17 protein-coding genes are annotated in these 15,872 nt (G+C 60.5%); 3 read left to right on the top strand and 14 right to left on the bottom strand.

All coding sequences use genetic code 11. The features are described 5' to 3' along the window. Positions 1 to 29: 29 nt before the first annotated feature. Both RG540_RS23920 and RG540_RS31225 read right to left on the bottom strand, forming a co-directional pair. Positions 30 to 362, bottom strand: coding sequence for a YciI family protein (locus tag RG540_RS23920; protein ID WP_041364166.1), 333 nt, complete (start codon positions 360 to 362; stop codon positions 30 to 32). 97 nt (positions 363 to 459) lie between these two features. Then, complete coding sequence (locus RG540_RS31225; protein WP_051909719.1) at positions 460 to 1,005, bottom strand: GNAT family N-acetyltransferase; 546 nt, start codon at positions 1,003 to 1,005, stop codon at positions 460 to 462. 846 nt (positions 1,006 to 1,851) lie between these two features. On the opposite strand from RG540_RS31225, the gene RG540_RS23905 reads away from it, so the two are divergent. Both RG540_RS23905 and RG540_RS23900 read left to right on the top strand, forming a co-directional pair. Next, the gene (locus RG540_RS23905) at positions 1,852 to 2,310 is read left to right on the top strand and encodes a mobile mystery protein A (protein ID WP_041364162.1); all 459 of its coding nucleotides are present in this window, start codon (positions 1,852 to 1,854) and stop codon (positions 2,308 to 2,310) included. After that, positions 2,307 to 2,909, top strand: coding sequence for a mobile mystery protein B (locus RG540_RS23900; protein ID WP_041364160.1), 603 nt, complete (start codon positions 2,307 to 2,309; stop codon positions 2,907 to 2,909). The genes RG540_RS23905 and RG540_RS23900 overlap by 4 nt, the downstream gene beginning before the upstream one ends. A gap of 16 nt (positions 2,910 to 2,925) precedes the next feature. Here the strand turns inward: RG540_RS23900 and RG540_RS32475 are convergent, their stop codons facing one another. Then, complete coding sequence (locus RG540_RS32475; protein WP_155414597.1) at positions 2,926 to 3,261, bottom strand: ATP-binding protein; 336 nt, start codon at positions 3,259 to 3,261, stop codon at positions 2,926 to 2,928. Positions 3,262 to 3,485: 224 nt separating this feature from the next. Here RG540_RS32475 and RG540_RS23890 point away from each other — a divergent pair, with 224 nt between their 5' ends. Beyond that, a complete protein-coding gene (locus tag RG540_RS23890; RefSeq protein ID WP_041364154.1) occupies positions 3,486 to 4,391 on the top strand; it encodes a LysR substrate-binding domain-containing protein in 906 nt (301 codons plus the stop codon). Between the two features lie 57 nt (positions 4,392 to 4,448). Here RG540_RS23890 and RG540_RS23885 read toward each other — a convergent pair whose 3' ends face one another. From RG540_RS23885 to RG540_RS23835, 11 genes are all read right to left on the bottom strand, one after another. Further along, entirely contained in the window at positions 4,449 to 5,729 is a 1,281-nt protein-coding gene (locus tag RG540_RS23885) for a TRAP transporter large permease (protein WP_041364151.1), read from the bottom strand. After that, positions 5,726 to 6,241 carry a TRAP transporter small permease gene (locus RG540_RS23880; RefSeq protein ID WP_244446748.1) on the bottom strand — a complete coding sequence of 172 codons (516 nt, stop codon included), beginning with the start codon at positions 6,239 to 6,241 and terminating at the stop codon, positions 5,726 to 5,728. The genes RG540_RS23885 and RG540_RS23880 overlap by 4 nt, the downstream gene beginning before the upstream one ends. A 96-nt stretch (positions 6,242 to 6,337) precedes the next feature. After that, complete coding sequence (locus tag RG540_RS23875) at positions 6,338 to 7,333, bottom strand: DctP family TRAP transporter solute-binding subunit (RefSeq protein ID WP_041364146.1); 996 nt, start codon at positions 7,331 to 7,333, stop codon at positions 6,338 to 6,340. Positions 7,334 to 7,377: 44 nt separating this feature from the next. Continuing rightward, a complete protein-coding gene (locus RG540_RS23870; protein WP_041364143.1) occupies positions 7,378 to 8,268 on the bottom strand; it encodes an NAD(P)-dependent oxidoreductase in 891 nt (296 codons plus the stop codon). Positions 8,269 to 8,285: 17 nt separating this feature from the next. Further along, positions 8,286 to 8,591 carry a putative quinol monooxygenase gene (locus tag RG540_RS23865; protein ID WP_041364140.1) on the bottom strand — a complete coding sequence of 102 codons (306 nt, stop codon included), beginning with the start codon at positions 8,589 to 8,591 and terminating at the stop codon, positions 8,286 to 8,288. A gap of 14 nt (positions 8,592 to 8,605) precedes the next feature. Beyond that, the gene (locus RG540_RS23860) at positions 8,606 to 9,964 is read right to left on the bottom strand and encodes an NAD(P)H-dependent oxidoreductase (protein WP_041364137.1); all 1,359 of its coding nucleotides are present in this window, start codon (positions 9,962 to 9,964) and stop codon (positions 8,606 to 8,608) included. Between the two features lie 427 nt (positions 9,965 to 10,391). Further along, positions 10,392 to 11,282 (bottom strand): ribokinase, encoded by an 891-nt coding sequence (locus RG540_RS23855; protein WP_041364136.1) that lies wholly within the window; start codon positions 11,280 to 11,282, stop codon positions 10,392 to 10,394. Next, on the bottom strand, positions 11,279 to 12,154 hold the full coding sequence (locus RG540_RS23850) for a MurR/RpiR family transcriptional regulator (RefSeq protein ID WP_041364133.1): 876 nt from the start codon (positions 12,152 to 12,154) through the stop codon (positions 11,279 to 11,281). Before RG540_RS23850 ends, RG540_RS23855 begins: the two co-directional genes overlap by 4 nt. Beyond that, positions 12,151 to 13,125, bottom strand: coding sequence for an ABC transporter permease (locus tag RG540_RS23845; protein WP_041364132.1), 975 nt, complete (start codon positions 13,123 to 13,125; stop codon positions 12,151 to 12,153). Before RG540_RS23845 ends, RG540_RS23850 begins: the two co-directional genes overlap by 4 nt. A gap of 32 nt (positions 13,126 to 13,157) precedes the next feature. Beyond that, positions 13,158 to 14,684: a sugar ABC transporter ATP-binding protein gene (locus RG540_RS23840; protein WP_041366260.1), complete on the bottom strand. Its 1,527-nt coding sequence runs from the start codon at positions 14,682 to 14,684 to the stop codon at positions 13,158 to 13,160. A 63-nt stretch (positions 14,685 to 14,747) separates the two neighbouring features. Next, a complete protein-coding gene (locus RG540_RS23835) occupies positions 14,748 to 15,812 on the bottom strand; it encodes a sugar ABC transporter substrate-binding protein (RefSeq protein WP_041366259.1) in 1,065 nt (354 codons plus the stop codon). Between the last annotated feature and the right edge of the window lie 60 nt (positions 15,813 to 15,872).

The following is a 15,872-nucleotide window of genomic DNA, read 5'->3' as shown; positions in this document are numbered from 1 at the left end:
TCTCCTGTATCTTGAATAATGAGCTCTGATCAGGACACTTCTTTCAGGGGCCAAACTTCAACGACGCCGTGTGCAATCGCGCACGGTACGTGTGAAACCTTTTCTATGGCGTCGGCCAGGTCGGTGGCCTCGATGACGGCAAATCCCGCAATCGGCAGGGCTGACGACATGAACGGTCCATCGCGGGTTTCCACCCCGCGCGCCTCCGGATTGCGGACCTGCACCGGTGTGCCGGCGATCCCGATCACGGCGCCTTCGGACCGCAGCTTTGCGTCCTGGGCATGTGCGGCGTCTTTGACGGGACCGGGCGTGCGATCGTAGCCAGCCGGGTCGCCATATCCGATTGTGATAAACTTCGGCATGGTCTCGTCTCCTTTCCTTTCAGTGGTATGCGACGGGCCGGCCACAACGGCGTCAGGGGCGGCTGCAGACCGTCTGATCCGGCCAATAGCCAGGCGCCTATCCGGCGTCCTCGAGTGGCAGGGCGTACGCTATGATCTTCTGATCGGTCAGACCGGGACTGAACCCGAGAACATTCGACGCTGCCAGATCGTGCGAAGGGCGCCTGCGAAAACCAAGGCCCTCATACAGTTTGCACGCCGCCATCATGAACTCGGCGGTGTGCAGCGTGAGAGCACGTGCTCCATCTTGTTGGGCGCGTCCTATACACCACAAACAAAGTGCCCGACCGTAGCCATGTCCTTGAGCGAAGGGCGCAACGGCCAATGTTCGAAGCCCCGCAACACCGGAAGGCCACCCCATTCCCTCGCGCGACGCCTCTGTGTAATAAGTGACCGTTCCAACGAGCCGCCCTTGCGTCTCGAGCACCGCAATATCCGCCTGCCCCCATCGGCTCGTGAAGTCGCGTGAGTCTCTCAAATAGGGATCGAAGATGTGGGTGGGCAAAACTCCGCGATATTGCGCGAAAGCGTCCGTGACGAGAGCGGCCGTGGCGTCAAGTTCCCGAGGCTCTGCAAGGCGTACCCTACATTCAGTGTCGATCATTCCGTGTCCTCCTCCAAGGTGAAGGAAAACGACCGCTTTCCCTCAAGGCTCACGGCACTCAACCTTCGGCGACCTGCCATAGTCCGGAGCAAAGCCGGCCAGGCTTGCATAATCGCGCACGACTATGATGAGAAGATAGCGCGTCAACGTCCGACGCTCCGATCTGCATTGCAGCCATCGCCAAGATATCGAGCGAGTCTTGTGGCGAAAATGACAAAAAGATCGCATTTTCTGCCAATGCGTGACGTTACCGTCATTGTCTCTTCAATATGATGATCGGCCTGATAACCCGCCCCATGGCATTCTGCTCTTCATCAGATAGCGGCAACGCCGGTCGCGAGGGAGGCAGTCATGCCTGGGACAGCCGGCGCCGCAGAATTCCGAAGCGTCCGGATAGGCAAGCACAGCTCGCCAGGCGCTCGATCGCCACCACGCAAGCGAAAAATTCGCCAGGAAGGCCGCCACCGCCATAATCGCGATCGCTTCGAACGCGCCTAACATGGGTACCATAACCGGCAGGAGAAGAAGGCTGGCAACCCGTGCCGACCAGTCCGTTGAGCGCACCGGTGGCAAGCGAGACGCTCAAGAGCACGAGCCATTGATCCAACAGGATCTCCTTTTCCGATCCGCGTCAGCTTGGAAAAGCCTCGTTCAATTCGACGATCGCCTCGCAGGTCAGCAGCGAGACGCGGCGATTGCCAACGAGGAAGAACAGCTTGGCCGCCTCTAGTGAAGGCACTCATAAGCGACGCGCCAAGAGCGTCAATAGACATATTGACATTTTGCGACAGATTGTATATCTTTTTATTGACGAAATGATTTAATCCGTCAACATACGAGTATCCAATGGGCGTGAAGCAAACCGTACGTCGGCAGTATCAGGCGATTGTAGATACGGCGCATGGAAACGATATCGAGATACCCGCTGAAGGCTGGATCCGAACGGTGCGCAGAGCTTTGGGCATGTCGGGCGCGCAACTCGCCAGGAAAATGGGCGTCACGCGCTCGCGCATCGCGCAGGCCGAAAAAGCCGAGCTTGATGGCGGTGTGACCTTGAAGTCCATGGAGGCGATCGCAGAAGCGATGGGTTGCCGCTTCGTCTACGCCTTTGTCCCACCTCAGACGATCGAAAATGTCATTATCGCCCAGGCCAGGAAAAAAGCACAAGCGATCGTCGGTAGGGCCGCAAAGCATATGGCGTTGGAAGACCAAACTGTTTCGCACAGCCTGACCCAGCAGGAAGTCGCTCGCCTGATGAATGAGCTGATGTACCAGATGCCCTCCGATTTATGGGAGGATAAGTGAGCTTTGAGTTCGAATATCCCGATGGTGCGACCCCTCTCGACCCAAACGAAATCGGCGGGCTGAAATTTAAGCATCTTAAAACGCAGAGTGAGCTGGACGAGCTTGAACAGGCGAACATCGCTTCTGGACTGCGCTGGATTTCTCGTATGCGCCGAAAAGATATTCTGACCGATGACTTTGCAGTCGAGCTTCATCGGCGCCTTTTTGGCGATGTTTGGGATTGGGCGGGCGCATTTCGCAAAACGGGGAAAAACATTGGTATCGATCCCGTGCAGATAGGAGTCCAACTGCGGGGGCTCATGGATGATGCCCGGTATTGGGCTGATAACAACACGTACTCTGCGATCGAGGTGGCTGTCCGGCTACATCATAAGCTGGTATTCATTCATCCGTTTCCGAACGGTAATGGCCGGCATGCGCGCATCATGGCGGATGTCGTTCTTGAAAAGATATATGGGGCCGAACCTATCGACTGGACGTCGGGCTCCAATCTTCAAAAGATGAGCGAGAGACGCGCCGCCTATATCGCGGCGCTGAAAGCGGCAGATAATTACGATTTGGAACCGCTGCTGGCTTTTGTGGCGCCCGGGGTCTCTTGACTTCCTGCGACGCATTTCACGTCGACGCCAAGGCGGTCGCCGGGCGATGACAGGCTTCCTGGTGATGCCGTGCACGACATCTCCAACTGTCTCGACGGAATATTCCAAATCCCACGATGAACTCCTCGATCAAAATATCCCGGGCCGTTCCCTCGCCGCCGCTCCACAGCAGATGGGGCACCTGCTCTCCAACATCTCGACCGTCCAGACAAAGACGCACGCCGGTGCTTCCACTTCCGACCACCGGCTTGACGATCACCGGAAAGCCGATCCGGATCGCTGCTTCGACAGCGGGCGGGACATTGTGGACCAGTTCATAAGCCGGGGCGAGCAATCCGGCATTCTTGAGCATTCCCCGCTGGCACCGCTGGTGGCTAGTTCCTGATCACCTATGCCCCGGACCTGGTGCTTTGGCTCCCGCGTTGGCCGGCGCGATGCGATGACAATAGGAAAAGCCGGCTTGACGTCGCCTTCTTCTTATTGTCCATTTGCTCAACGAAATTAAGGCCATTCGTGATCACAGCATTCTCTGAACGACGAACACCGTCTCAGCGCCGTCGTCAGCGCAGGTAGAAAATGCAGCTTCCGATCAAGGCCATCCTGGTTTTTCACGCCGCAGCTCGTGCCGGCAGCATTTCACGCGCAGCCGCAGAGCTGAGCGTGACGCCATCGGCGGTCAGCCAGCAGATCCAGTTGCTGGAGGTTCAACTTGGCATCTCCCTGCTTGGCAAAGCCGGCCGAGGCGTCGTGTTGACGGAGGCCGGCGAACGTTATTTCTCGATGATCTCCGAGCAGATCGAGCGCATCGAGGAAGCAACCGGCACGATCCAAGGGTTTCGCTCGGTCACGACGCTGACTGTTCGCGCTACCCCCACCCTGTCCAACAAGTGGCTGCTGCCACGGCTCGGCAAGCTGCTCGACCAGCACCCCGATCTCGAAATTCGCCTTGACGGCACCAATGAGCCTACCGACTTTAACCAGGAACTGGTGGACATTGAGCTTCGCCACGGCAATGGGCGCTGGCCGGGACTGTTCGTGGAAGGTATCGCCGACGAACAGTTCATGCCGGTCTGCTCGCCCGATTATGCCGCAGCAGGCAGCCTCCAGCCGCAGGACCTGCTCGATCACCGCCTGATCCATTCGGTCAAGTCACAGGCGCAATGGACGACCTGGTTTCAGCTGACCGAGGTTGCGCCACAGGAGCGCTGGTCAAGGATTCTTTTTGACCGCAGCCATATGGCGATCGACGCCGCCATACGCGGCATGGGCATTGCGCTGGAGAGCACGCTGATGATGGGCGACGAATTGAAGAGCGGGCGGCTGGTCTGCCCGGTCGCGGCGCCACCGGAAATCCGCATTGTCACGCAATGGATCGTCTGCCCGCGGGACCACCTGCGTCAGAAGAAAGTGCGGATCTTTCTCGATTGGCTGCGCGCCGAGCGGGATGTCTGGCAGGCTGCCCAGCACGAAGCGGTCTCCTGACGGCAGATCCCGCGAGGCCGAGGGCCGCCACGGGATCGCTCGTATTTCGCTGCCGCTTCAATAGAGGCCCAGCAGCCGGATGGGCGTCAGCGTCAGCTGCGGGAACAGCACCAGTGCGAGAATGGCCCCGACCAGGATGGACATTGGCGCAAGCGAGCCCTTGATCACATCCTCGATCGACATCTTCGCCACTTGCGCCACGGCAAACAGGCAAACCCCGACCGGCGGCGTCACCAGCCCAAGCGTCAGGGTGATGACCATGACGATCAGGAAGTGAATCGGATCGACCCCGAGAGAGACGGCCGACGGCATCAGCACCGGGATCAGGATGAACATGGCGGCGATGGCATCCATGAACATGCCGACGACGATCAGGAACAGGAAGATCAGGACAAGAACCATGGTCGGACCGGTGCTGATCGCGGCCAGGAACGTCGCCACCTGTGCCGGCAGACCGTCAAAAGTGAAGACCCAGGCGGCCAGCTTGGCGGTGGCGGCAATGAAGAGGATCGTGCCCGAGGTCCGCGCCGTCTCGATGAAGATCGTGGGCAGTTCCCGTAGCGAAATTGTGCGGTAAAGGATGACCGATAGAAACAGGGTATAGAGCACGGCGATACCGGCTGCTTCCGTTGGCGTGAAATAGCCATCGACGATACCGATCAGCAGAATGACGGGCGTCAGCATCGGTAGGATGGCCGCGATGCCCGTCGTCACCACCAGGCGCATGTTGAACGGCTTGGATGGGTTGTAGCCGTATCGTACCGCGTAAAAATGGTTGAACACCATGAACATCAGCGCGATAAACAGGCCGGGTATGAGGCCCGCGACCAGCAGCGTGCCGATGGACGCATTGGCGATCGATCCCGCAATCACAATCAGGATTGACGGCGGAATGATCGACGAAAGGGTGGAGGTACAGAGCGTCATCCCCACGGCATAACCCTTGGGAAATCCATGGCGCTCCATCGCCTTGATCTCGATTGCGCCGATGGAAGCAATATCGGCAACAGACGACCCGGACACGCCGCCGAAAATGACGGACGATGCCACGTTCACGTGGCCGAGTCCGCCCGGCAGCCAGCCGACGATAGCTTCAGCAAAGTCGAAGAGCTTTTCGGCAACGTGGCCGCGCTCCATCAGCACCCCGACCAGAATGAACAGCGGCACCGCGACCAGCAGGAACGAATTCATCGCCGAGAACATGCTCTGCGCCAGAAGATCGATCGGGGTCGAGGTAAAGAACACGATGGCCAGCACGCTGGCGAGGCCTAGAGCAACGGCAAGCGGAACGCCAAACGCACTCATCACCAGGAAAAGGACAAGAAGAACGAGGCTCATGGCTGCTTCTCCGGCTTGGGCAATACAGTTTCGGCGAGAGTGATCTCCGGCATGCCCTGAGCGGAATCGGAAATTTCAATGAGGTCGCGGCGTGTCCGTAGGGATTCGAAGATGGCAAGTACTGCCAAGACGGAGCTAAGAGGCATGATGATGCCGATCACCCACATGGGCACGATCAGCGTGGCCGCGGTCTCGTTCATCATGAACTGCTGCTTGACCAGCTGGTAACCCGTCCAGCCGGTCAGGACGAAGAAGATGACCGATGTCGTCACATAGATCGGCACCGAGAGCCGCTGGACCGCGCGCGGCAGCATCGCCAGAAAGACAACCACCCGCGCGGTTTCCACCGTGCGAAAGCCCGCTGCCAGTCCCAGGAAGATCATCCACACGAAAAGATAACGCGTGGCCTCCTCGGTCCACGAGACCGGCACGCCGAGAAGACGGCTTGCGACCTGGAGAAGGACAACCACCAGCACGCCGAACACGGCGACACCGGCGACGACATCGGTCATGCCCTTGATGATCTTGTTTAAGAGAGAACTGTTTTTAACCATGGCTTATTCTCCTGTCCGGACCGGTGCAGGACCGGTCCGGCTTGGAACGAAGGATCAGTTCTTTCCGACGAAGGCGATGGTCTTGTCGAAGAAGGCCTGGTCTTTCACCAGTCCGGCAAAGACCGGGTAAAGGCCCTTCGAGATCGCGACGAACGCCTTTTGCTGCTCGGGCGTCAGGCGGTTGATTTCCATACCGTGCTTCTGCAACTCCGCGATGGTGGTTTCCGCCGTCGCAGCGTCGTTTGCGACCTTCCAGGCCTCGGCTTCCTTGCCCGCCTCCCCGAGCGCCTTCTTATGCGCGTCGCTCAGTCCTTCGAATTTCGCCGGATTGATGCCCAGCACCCAGCCGTCACCCATGTGATTGGTGATCGAAGCATATTTCTGCACCTCGTAGAACTTGGCGCTGAGCGGTACGTTGATCGGGTTTTCCTGGCCGTCGACGACCTTCAGCTGCAGGGCGTTGTAAACCTCCGCGAAAGCAAGGGGCGTCGGCGCTGCACCCATCTTCTTGAAGAATTCGACCCAGAGCGGATTGTTCGGCACGCGGAACTTCAGCCCTGACAGATCCTGAGGCTTCGTGATCGCAAGCTTGGAATTGGTCATCTGGCGGAACGGACGCGGCCAGAGATTGATGCCCTTGATGCCGATCTTTTCGAGATCAGTGATCAGCTCCTGGCCCGGTGCGCCCGAGAGGTAGCTGCGCAGCTGCGCCTCATTGTCGAAGACGTAGGGGATGGAGATCGCCGAGAACTTCGGATTGAAGTTGGCATAGAGCGATGTGGCGAGCAGCAGCATATCGAGCGAACCGCCGGCCAGCTGCTTTACGGCGCCGGAGGGATCGCCGCCATAGAGCGTGCCGTTCGGGAAGACTTTGACGGTCAGTTGGCCGTTGGTCTTGGCGGCCACGAGTTCAGCGAATTTGTTGGCGGCAACGGTGATTTCGGAATTGTCTGGATCGGGCGTCGACAAGGTCAGCGTCGCTGCCTGGACGATCGAGGCGGTCAACATGGTAGCCGCGGCCAACAGGCTGCGAAGTGCGAAGTGTTTCATTTTCATTCCTCCCTTTTGATAGTCTCAACTGGATGTCAGGCGGACTAGCCTCCGCCCCGGTTCATGCGTTGCAATTGAAGAATGACGCCGCTGTGATCGAGATCGCCGTCACCATCATCCACCATGGCTTGAAAAAGCCGATCAACCTCCTCGCTGACCGGTAGCGTCAATCCAAGGCTGCGCGCAAAGGCCAGCGCCGTCGATGTGTCCTTCACCTGATATTTCGCGGGCCCACCGGGCTGGAAGTTGCCTTCCACCATGCGCAGGCCGTGCTGGCGGAACACAGTGGAGTCGGCGAACCCGCCGAGCAGAGCCTCGCGCACCTTGGCCGGATCGGCGCCGCCACGCTTGGCGAGCGTCAGCGCTTCGGCCACCGCGCAGATGGTCGAGGCGACGATCAACTGATTGGCAAGCTTGGTCAGCGCGCCGCTGCCCGCCGGGCCGACATGGGTCACCCGCCCGAGAGGAGCGAAGACTGGATGCAGCCGATCGACGACGGCGGCATCCCCGCCGGCCATGATCGCAAGCGCTCCTTCACTGGCACCCTTCTCGCCACCCGAAACCGGCGCATCGACACAAGCCACACCGTGATCGGCGGCCGCCTTGGCCAGCGCCACGGCGGTCTCCACCGGAATGGAGCTCATGACGGCCAGGATCGCTCCCGGCCGCATGGCGAAGATGACGCCATGCTCGCCCATCAGCACCGTTTCGCAGACGGGGCCGGAACTCAGCATGCAGATCACAACGTCGGCGTCCGCTGCGGCAGCGACGGCATCAGGTGCCGTGACCACGCCGCGGTCGCTCAATGCCGCCGCCTTTTCCGGCGTCCGGTTCCAGCCCGAAACAGCAAAACCTGCCTCGGCCAGACGCCCGGCCATGGGACCGCCCATGATACCGGTACCGATGACGGCAATGCGCTGTATGCTCTCGGTCATTTGTCCGTCTCCCGCCATCACGGATAGTCCCGGCGTGAAAAGCGGACCGGCCGCTCCTCGACGATCAGCGGCGGGAAAGCCTGCCGGAAACGCTCCAGATGCGGCGTTTCCAGATGAGCGTCGAAGGCGGCCCTGCTATCATAGACCTCGTAGAACACCACGGTATCTTCCGATCCTTCGGGGCAGATCACGTCGAACTGCCGGCAACCAGGCTCATCTGCGGTAGAGTGCCTGGCGTCATCCCGCGCAGCTTCCAGGAAAGCCGGCATCTTGCCGGGCTTCACCTGGAATTCGGCGATCACGACAAAGGCTGGCGCGCTCATCTGGTCACCCGTGCTCACGCTGCCGCGCTCTTGGCCGGGCGGAAGCTGCCTTCCATTTCCTGGCGCAGCTTCACCACGTCGAGGTCATTGACGATCTCGACGTCGTCGAACGAGACGATCTGATCCTTCTTGATCGGCCGCTTGAGCTTGACGTTGTGGGCAAGGCCGATCGGCAGGGCCTTGAGATCAAGGCTGCGGGTTGCCGGAATGGCATTGGCCCAGACGGCATAACCGCCCTCGCCATCCAGCATTTCGCCGGGCTGCATGTCCTTCTTGGCGGTCGCGACCGCGTCGCCACGAAACTCCTTGGAGCAACCGGTCGGCTCGTTGCGCAGCACGGCGGACAGGACGCTGATCGACGTCTCCAGGCCGATGATGTGGAACGGACGCCACATCGAGGCGTACCAGCCCGAGGGATCGGTCAGCAGGCCATATTGCTTGAAGCAGGACCGGGCATATTCGTTATGCGCCTTGAAGGTGACGAACACGCCGTAGCGGATGTTGTTGAACACTTCGCGACCATCCGGCTCCTGGCTGGCGGCAATGTCGACCAGGCCCGAACGCTCCATGCGGCCACCGTCGGATGCCGGGCGGAAGACGCGAGCGAGATCGTGGAGGCCCGCGGGCGGGAAGGCCAGGCCGTCATCCGGGCAATCCAGGCCCGTGCCATTGGCCACCGCAGCCATTTCGATCGCGGCCTTGGTGCCGTCGGTGAAGGAATTGTAGAGCTTCGGGTTGAGGTTGTCCGCGGCGACCTGTTCCTCGGTCCAGCCGAACAGACCCCAGACGGTATCCGGTGTGGAATAACGGTAGCGCGGCTCGAAATTCATGCCCTTGCCGGCGGCGGTAATCTCAAAGCCGGTGGCGCGTGCCCAGTCGACCAGTTCGCAGATCAGCGCCGGCTGATCGCCGTAGGCCATGGAATAAATGAGCCCCTTGGCGCGGGCCTTCTCGGCCAGGATCGGCCCGACCATGACGTCGGCCTCGACATTGACCATCACCACATGCTTGTTGTGCTCGATCGCGCCCAGCGCATGGCGGGTGCCGGCGATCGGATGGCCTGTTGCCTCGATGATGCATTCGATTTCGCCGCATTCGAACAGCGCGTTGACATCGTCGGTGATGAAGGTCGTGCCGTTCTTGACGGCATCGCCGGCGCTGGTCGCGCTGTAGCGCTCCTTGGCCCAGCCAACCCGCTGCATGGATTCCTTCGCCTTGCCGACATCGAGATCGGCCACGGCAACCATGTGCAGGCCGCCAATGCGCTGGGCCTGGGCGAGCACCATCGACCCGAACTTGCCGGCGCCGATCAGGCCGACCCTGACCGGACGTCCATCGGCGGCACGAAGCGAAAGCAGTGAATACAGATTCATTTCAACATCCTCGGCTGGGGAATATCTTTTGCACAGAGCCCGGCCGGAGACCCGATCGATAACAACCGCTCCCGGATTGCGGGCATGGCTGCCCCTCCGGCGAATGCGGTTCCAGCGATGATAAAGTCTCCTCCCGGAGAACGCGGCAACCTGCCTGCGCCCCTCTCGGCCGCCTCCCACAAACGGCTTGTACCCAGACAGTAGGAGTGAAAAGCGGTTAGCTCAATTTAGAAGATCAGGAATATGCATTAGATTTTCTAAGCATTCCCAAGCGAGCCAAGTTCAGGTCGCGTACCAGCTCACAAACACCGCGCGGCCATGTGTTTCTTGGGATTGCGGGTGCAAAGCGTCGCTTGAAGCAGTGGGCGATCATCGAGCCGTACGACAGGCAAGCTTGGATGGTGTCGGAGGCCTTCACCTGCCGACTTTACCCAAGACGGTCCGCTTCAGGTGTGCCAACCAGTTTTGCCGCGTTCATGTTCGCCTTTTGAAGCGCGTCGTTCATCGTTTTGCCGGACGCGATTTCCGCCGCAAGGACGCCGATAAATTCGTCTCCCGCCCCATGCGTGCTTTCAACGTTCACCCTGACAGCCGCAATGACGATCTCCTTTCCATCGCGGTTCGCGTAGGCGACACCCGAACCTCCAGCGGTGACGACCACCTCGGGAAAGAGCCGCACAAGTTTCCGTGCGGCCTCAAGAGCGCCGTCGAGTGTTTCAACGACCGGGGCGCCGGCCAGCATTTCGGCCTCGATGGCATTGACGACGATGATATCGATGAGGGGTTGCAGCTCGTTCGACAAAGCGCGTGCCGGGGCTGCATTGATCAACACGCACCCGCCCGCCTGCTTGACGGCCCTTGCCGCCGCGACGTTGGCGGCATCGGGAATCTCATTTTGCAGAACGAGAACTGTTGTTTTGCTGAGCAGATCGCGAGCCGCCAGGACATCATGGTCGCCAAGCGTCAGGTTGCTGCCCGACACGATAACCGCACCATAGTCGCCCTCGTCGTCGAAAATAGCGACACTCATGCCGGTCGATTGCGAGGCGTCGCGCCGAACGAATGTGTGATCGACATTCCGACGGTCGAGATTCGAGATGAGAAATCGCCCGAAGTCGTCATCGGCGACCGCCCCGATCATGGAGGTCGCAATCCCTGTACGCGCAGCCGAAACCGCCTGATTGCCACCCTTGCCACCGCTTTTCGGATGCCAGGATGTTCCCGTTACTGTCTCACCCTTGCGGGGCCGCGCCGGGCCGAAAACGGCGATATCGTAGTGAAGGCTGCCGAAGACGGTGACAACAGGCGAAGGTGTCATAGGAGGCGATCTTTTCGTTTGGACGTTACGGCGGACATGGTGCGTTCAAGATTGCGTTCGGCTGCCTGATAGTCACGCTGGGCGACGGCGACGAAGATAGCGTCAAGGATGTTGAGCTGAGCAATGCGTGCCGCAGCATTTTCGCCCATCAGCGGCGACCCTTGCGCGGTGGAACACAGAACCACATCGGCGGACTGGGCGAGCGCCGAAGAACCGTAATTGGTGATGGCAATGGTGCGCGCGCCGTTCCTGCGCGCGAGCTGGATCGCCTCGATCACCGCGATCGTGTTGCCGGAATGGGAGAAGCCGATGGCGATATCGCCCTCCGCCAGCAGCGAGGCCGACATCAGCATCATGTGCGAATCGTCGAACACGCTGGCGCGCACGCCGATCCTCAAGAACTTGTGGGCCACGTCGCGGGCAATCTGCGCCGACCCGCCGACGCCGTAGAAATCGCGCGTTGCTGCCTTATGGATCAGATCCGCCGCCCGGTCGAATGCTGCCATATCGAGAATCGCGAGCGTTTCCTCGAGCGCGTGGATCGAGGTGCGAAACACCTTCTGGACGATTTCGAGCGAGGTATCGTCCACGGACAGTTCCTGGTGCATCTCCGCCGTCGGCTGCCGGTTGTACTGGCTAACGGCAGAGCGGAAGTCGCGAAAGCCGGAGAAGCCGAGCTTCTTGGTTATCTTGACCACCATGGCTTCGGAAACGCCGGCGTTCTCCGCGATCTGCTTGAGCGACGTCTCGTCGCTGAAATCCCGCATGGCGAAAACGGTATCGACGACCTTTGCTTCGAGCGGCGTCAAGAGCGGCATCATCATGCGGATGCGTGGTCCCACGGCCTTCATGTCGAAGCTTTCACCGTTCATCCCCGTCCCCTTGTCGCGCGATCGATTATCATTGCGGCGAGGATTATAAGGCCGGTGGCGAGCAGTTGATAGAAGGCTTGGACATTCATCAGGGTCAAACCGTTGCGCATCGCCCCAAGGATGATCGCGCCGAGTATCGTGCCGAGAATGCTTCCCTTGCCGCCCATCAGGGAAGCGCCGCCGATGGCCGCAGCCGCAATCGCGTCGAGTTCCCATAGATTGCCGAGGATAGGCTCGGCAGCTCCCAGACGCCCGATCAGGATCAGCGAAGCCAGCGCTGCCAGCCCGCCCGAAATGACATAGGCTGTGATCTTAGTGCGCGCAATCGGAACGCCGGCCACATAAGCTGCCTCTTCATTGCCACCGACAGCCATCAGATATTCGCCGATCGGTGTCTTCTTGAGCAGGATCCAGGCGGCAATCGCCACGACAGCGACGATAATGACCGGCGTCGGAACGCCGAAGAGATTGCCGTTGAAGAGCGAGCGCAAGCCCGAGGGAATGCCGAGGACGGGATTGCCGCCGGTATAGATGAGCGCGATGGCCCGGTAGGTACTGAGCGTGCCGAGTGTGACGATGAACGGCTGCAGGCCGACATAGGCGACGAGCGCGCCGTTGATGAAGCCGCAGACGATGCCCACGCCGAGACCCGCGAGGATCGCCAGGGGTATCGGGGTGCCGGCGAGCAGCAGGGTCGCGGTGATGACGGCGGAGATCGCTGCCATCGGACCGACCGACAGATCGATCCCCCCCGAAATGATCACCAGCGTCATCCCAAGCGCCAGGCACGCATTGATGCTCGACTGCTGAAGAATGTTGACGAGGTTTCGCTCGGACAGGAACCCCGGGACGAGTGCTGCGAATACCGCCATGATGACGATGAGGCCGATCAGCGTTCCCGCGTCGCGCAGCGAAAACGAGAAGCGGCGGAAGGCTGGAATTGATTCTGCGGCGTTCGACGAACTGGTCATTGTATGTCCTATCTGGGTATGTCCTATCTGGTTCACGCGGTCTGGGCGGCACGTGTGTCCGCCGCACCGGCATTCGCCCCCGGAATGGCGTGCGCAACGATCGCGCTTTCTGTCAGCTGGTCGCGTGGAATACCGGCAGCGACCCGACCTTCCCGCATGACCAGCACGCGGTCGGAGAGCCGGATAATCTCCGGCAATTCCGAGGACACGACGATGATCGAATGGCCTTCGCGGGCGAGATCCTCGATCAGGTGATAGATCTCGGACTTCGCGCCGACATCGATGCCGCGCGTGGGCTCGTCGAACAGCAGGATCTGCGATTTGGCCGCCAGCCATCGGGCGATGATCGCCTTCTGCTGGTTGCCTCCGCTGAATAGCCCGATCGGCCGATCCAGTTGGAACGGTCTCAGATTGACGCGCTTCAACAAATCCTGCGCGATCGCACGCAGCTTGCCCGTGCTGATCATGCCGCCCGCGGACAAGTTCGAGAGCGAAGCGAGCGCCATGTTGGTGCTCACGGGACGCAGAGGAATGATCCCTTCCCGCTTGCGTTCTTCCGGCAGAAGACCGATGCCGGCTGCAATCGCCTCGCGTGGCGTGGCGAAGCGCACTGCCTTGCCGTCGATGGTGATCGATCCGGCGCTCAGCCGGTCGGCGCCGGCCAAAAGCCGCAGCAGTTCCGTTCGGCCTGAGCCCACGAGCCCGGCAATGCCGAGCACTTCGCCCTTGAATAGCGTGAAGGATACATCGCGGATCTTCGTTGCCGACGAGAGGTTCTTCGCCTCGAGCTTGACCGTATCGGTCACGAAGGAATTGTGTTCCTCCTGCATCAATTGACGACCGACCATCATCGCGATGACGTCCTTTTCCGACGCGCTCTTGAGATCGACCCTGCCGACTAGCTTGCCGTCGCGCATGACGCTGGCGCGTTGGCAGATGCGGAAAACCTCGTCCATCTTGTGGGAGACATAGATGATCGAGACGCCTCTCGCCGAGAGGCTGGCGATCACCTCCGCCAGGCGGTCGAACTCGGTCGGCGTCAAGCTGGAGGTCGGCTCGTCCATGGCGACGACCCTCGCATTGTCCAGCAGCGCACGGCCGATCTCGACAATCTGGCGCTGCGCCACCTTAAGGGAGGAGATGGGAGCGGCAGGATCGATGCTCCTGTCGATCATCGATAGCGCTTCAGCGGCGCGCGCCTCCTGCTCGCGGCGTGAGACGAACAGGCCCGCCATGCGGGTCAGCGAATGACCGAGAAACATATTCTGGGCGACGCTCAGATGCGGCACCTGCTGCAGTTCCTGGTGAATCATGGCGATGCCGGCCCCGCGGGCATCCATCGGCTTCTTGAAGGCAACGGCTTGGCCATCGATCAAGACCGTTCCCGAGGTCGGCCGAAACACGCCAGAGAGTATCCGCAGAAGGGTGGATTTGCCGGCGCCGTTTTCACCAAGGAGCCCGTGGATCTCGCCGGGTGCAACGTCGAACGACACGTCGGTCAGGGCGTTCACACCGGGAAAGCTCTTGGAGATCGTCTCGAATCTCAGTCGGGGGATCATCATTCCACCTCGTTCACTAAACTTGGATGCCGGCCTTGACGGCCGGCATCCATTCGACGTTCGTTACTTGGCCGCCTTGGCATCTTCCATCAGCACCGCGCGGACATCGACGTTCGCTCCCTGGTAGCGGCTGAGATTGTCGGCAGTGATGAGGGCTTGCGGCGTGGCAACGACGCGGGGCAGCTTCTGGCCGGCGACAAGGCGGAGCGCGGTTTCGAGCGCGACTTCGCCAGTTAAGACCGGAAAGCTGTCGACCGTGCCGGTCAGCTCACCTGCCTTGATCGAGGAATAGGCATCGGAAATTCCGTCGGTGCCGAACACAGCGACCTTGCCGGCAAGGCCGGCGGCCTTGACGGCTTCCACGATGCCGAGCGCCATGCCGTCATTGTTGGCATAGAAACCGACGAGATCTGGGTGCTGGTTGAGAATGTTGGTAGCGGCATCGTAGGACGTCTGACGGTCCCAGTTTCCGGGAACGCTGGCGACGACCTTGAACTTGCCGCCTTCGCTGATGGTCGACTTGAAGCCGTCGGTGCGCTGGACGGCAGCGTAGACACCGGCCTGACCTTCGACAATCGCCACCTTGCCGCCCTGGGGACGGTTTTTTATGAACCACTTGGCGACGCGGACGCCATTATCGCGCTGGACGTTGCCGACATAGTGCTCGGCTTGCGGGATGACCGCGTCGTTGACGTTGACGACCGGAATCTTGGCGGCCTTGGCCTGCTCGATCACCGGCTGCAGGTTGGCGTCCGTCTGCGGTGAGACCAGCAGGACGTTATAGCCTTGCGTGATCATACCTTCGGCGATCGTCAGCTGGCCGAGCTGGTCGCCCTCGCTCTGGGCGGCTTGATAGACGACGGGCACGTGGACCTTCTTGCCGAAGGACGCATAACCTTCGCCGAGCGACCGCCAGTATTCGTTTGTCAGCGTCTTGGAAACGGCTCCGGCCTTGGTGCCCTCGGGCAGCTTGGGGAATGGGCCGAGCTTGGCTTCAAGCTCCGACCAGTCCATGCGATTCTTTTCGGTATCGGAATTCAGCGGCGCGAGATCCTGCGCAACGGCTGCGCTGAACAGGAAGCTGGCGGCGACGCCGGCAGCAAGGGTCGTCTTCATAAAGGTCTTCATCGGTTCCTCCCGGATGGTGTCGATCGGCACGCCTTCGGCATGCCTTGGGTTCAAGGTTCT

Origin of the sequence: Neorhizobium galegae bv. orientalis str. HAMBI 540 (genome assembly GCF_000731315.1) — a bacterium.
GTDB lineage: Bacteria > Pseudomonadota > Alphaproteobacteria > Rhizobiales > Rhizobiaceae > Neorhizobium > Neorhizobium galegae.
The sequence above is the reverse complement of the archived record's forward strand: the minus strand, read 5'-3'. Positions and strand labels throughout refer to the sequence as shown.

Bases quoted from the DNA above. Each gene is read 5' to 3' on its own strand.
- RG540_RS23920 (WP_041364166.1), bottom strand. From the start codon at position 362: ATGCCGAAGTTTATCACAATCGGATATGGCGACCCGGCTGGCTACGAT.
- RG540_RS31225 (WP_051909719.1), bottom strand. From the start codon at position 1,005: ATGATCGACACTGAATGTAGGGTACGCCTTGCAGAGCCTCGGGAACTT.
- RG540_RS23905 (WP_041364162.1), top strand. From the start codon at position 1,852: ATGGGCGTGAAGCAAACCGTACGTCGGCAGTATCAGGCGATTGTAGAT.
- RG540_RS32475 (WP_155414597.1), bottom strand. From the start codon at position 3,261: ATGCTCAAGAATGCCGGATTGCTCGCCCCGGCTTATGAACTGGTCCAC.
- RG540_RS23890 (WP_041364154.1), top strand. From the start codon at position 3,486: ATGCAGCTTCCGATCAAGGCCATCCTGGTTTTTCACGCCGCAGCTCGT.
- RG540_RS23885 (WP_041364151.1), bottom strand. From the start codon at position 5,729: ATGAGCCTCGTTCTTCTTGTCCTTTTCCTGGTGATGAGTGCGTTTGGC.
- RG540_RS23880 (WP_244446748.1), bottom strand. From the start codon at position 6,241: ATGACCGATGTCGTCGCCGGTGTCGCCGTGTTCGGCGTGCTGGTGGTT.
- RG540_RS23875 (WP_041364146.1), bottom strand. From the start codon at position 7,333: ATGAAACACTTCGCACTTCGCAGCCTGTTGGCCGCGGCTACCATGTTG.
- RG540_RS23870 (WP_041364143.1), bottom strand. From the start codon at position 8,268: ATGACCGAGAGCATACAGCGCATTGCCGTCATCGGTACCGGTATCATG.
- RG540_RS23865 (WP_041364140.1), bottom strand. From the start codon at position 8,591: ATGAGCGCGCCAGCCTTTGTCGTGATCGCCGAATTCCAGGTGAAGCCC.
- RG540_RS23860 (WP_041364137.1), bottom strand. From the start codon at position 9,964: ATGAATCTGTATTCACTGCTTTCGCTTCGTGCCGCCGATGGACGTCCG.
- RG540_RS23855 (WP_041364136.1), bottom strand. From the start codon at position 11,282: ATGACACCTTCGCCTGTTGTCACCGTCTTCGGCAGCCTTCACTACGAT.
- RG540_RS23850 (WP_041364133.1), bottom strand. From the start codon at position 12,154: ATGAACGGTGAAAGCTTCGACATGAAGGCCGTGGGACCACGCATCCGC.
- RG540_RS23845 (WP_041364132.1), bottom strand. From the start codon at position 13,125: ATGACCAGTTCGTCGAACGCCGCAGAATCAATTCCAGCCTTCCGCCGC.
- RG540_RS23840 (WP_041366260.1), bottom strand. From the start codon at position 14,684: ATGATCCCCCGACTGAGATTCGAGACGATCTCCAAGAGCTTTCCCGGT.
- RG540_RS23835 (WP_041366259.1), bottom strand. From the start codon at position 15,812: ATGAAGACCTTTATGAAGACGACCCTTGCTGCCGGCGTCGCCGCCAGC.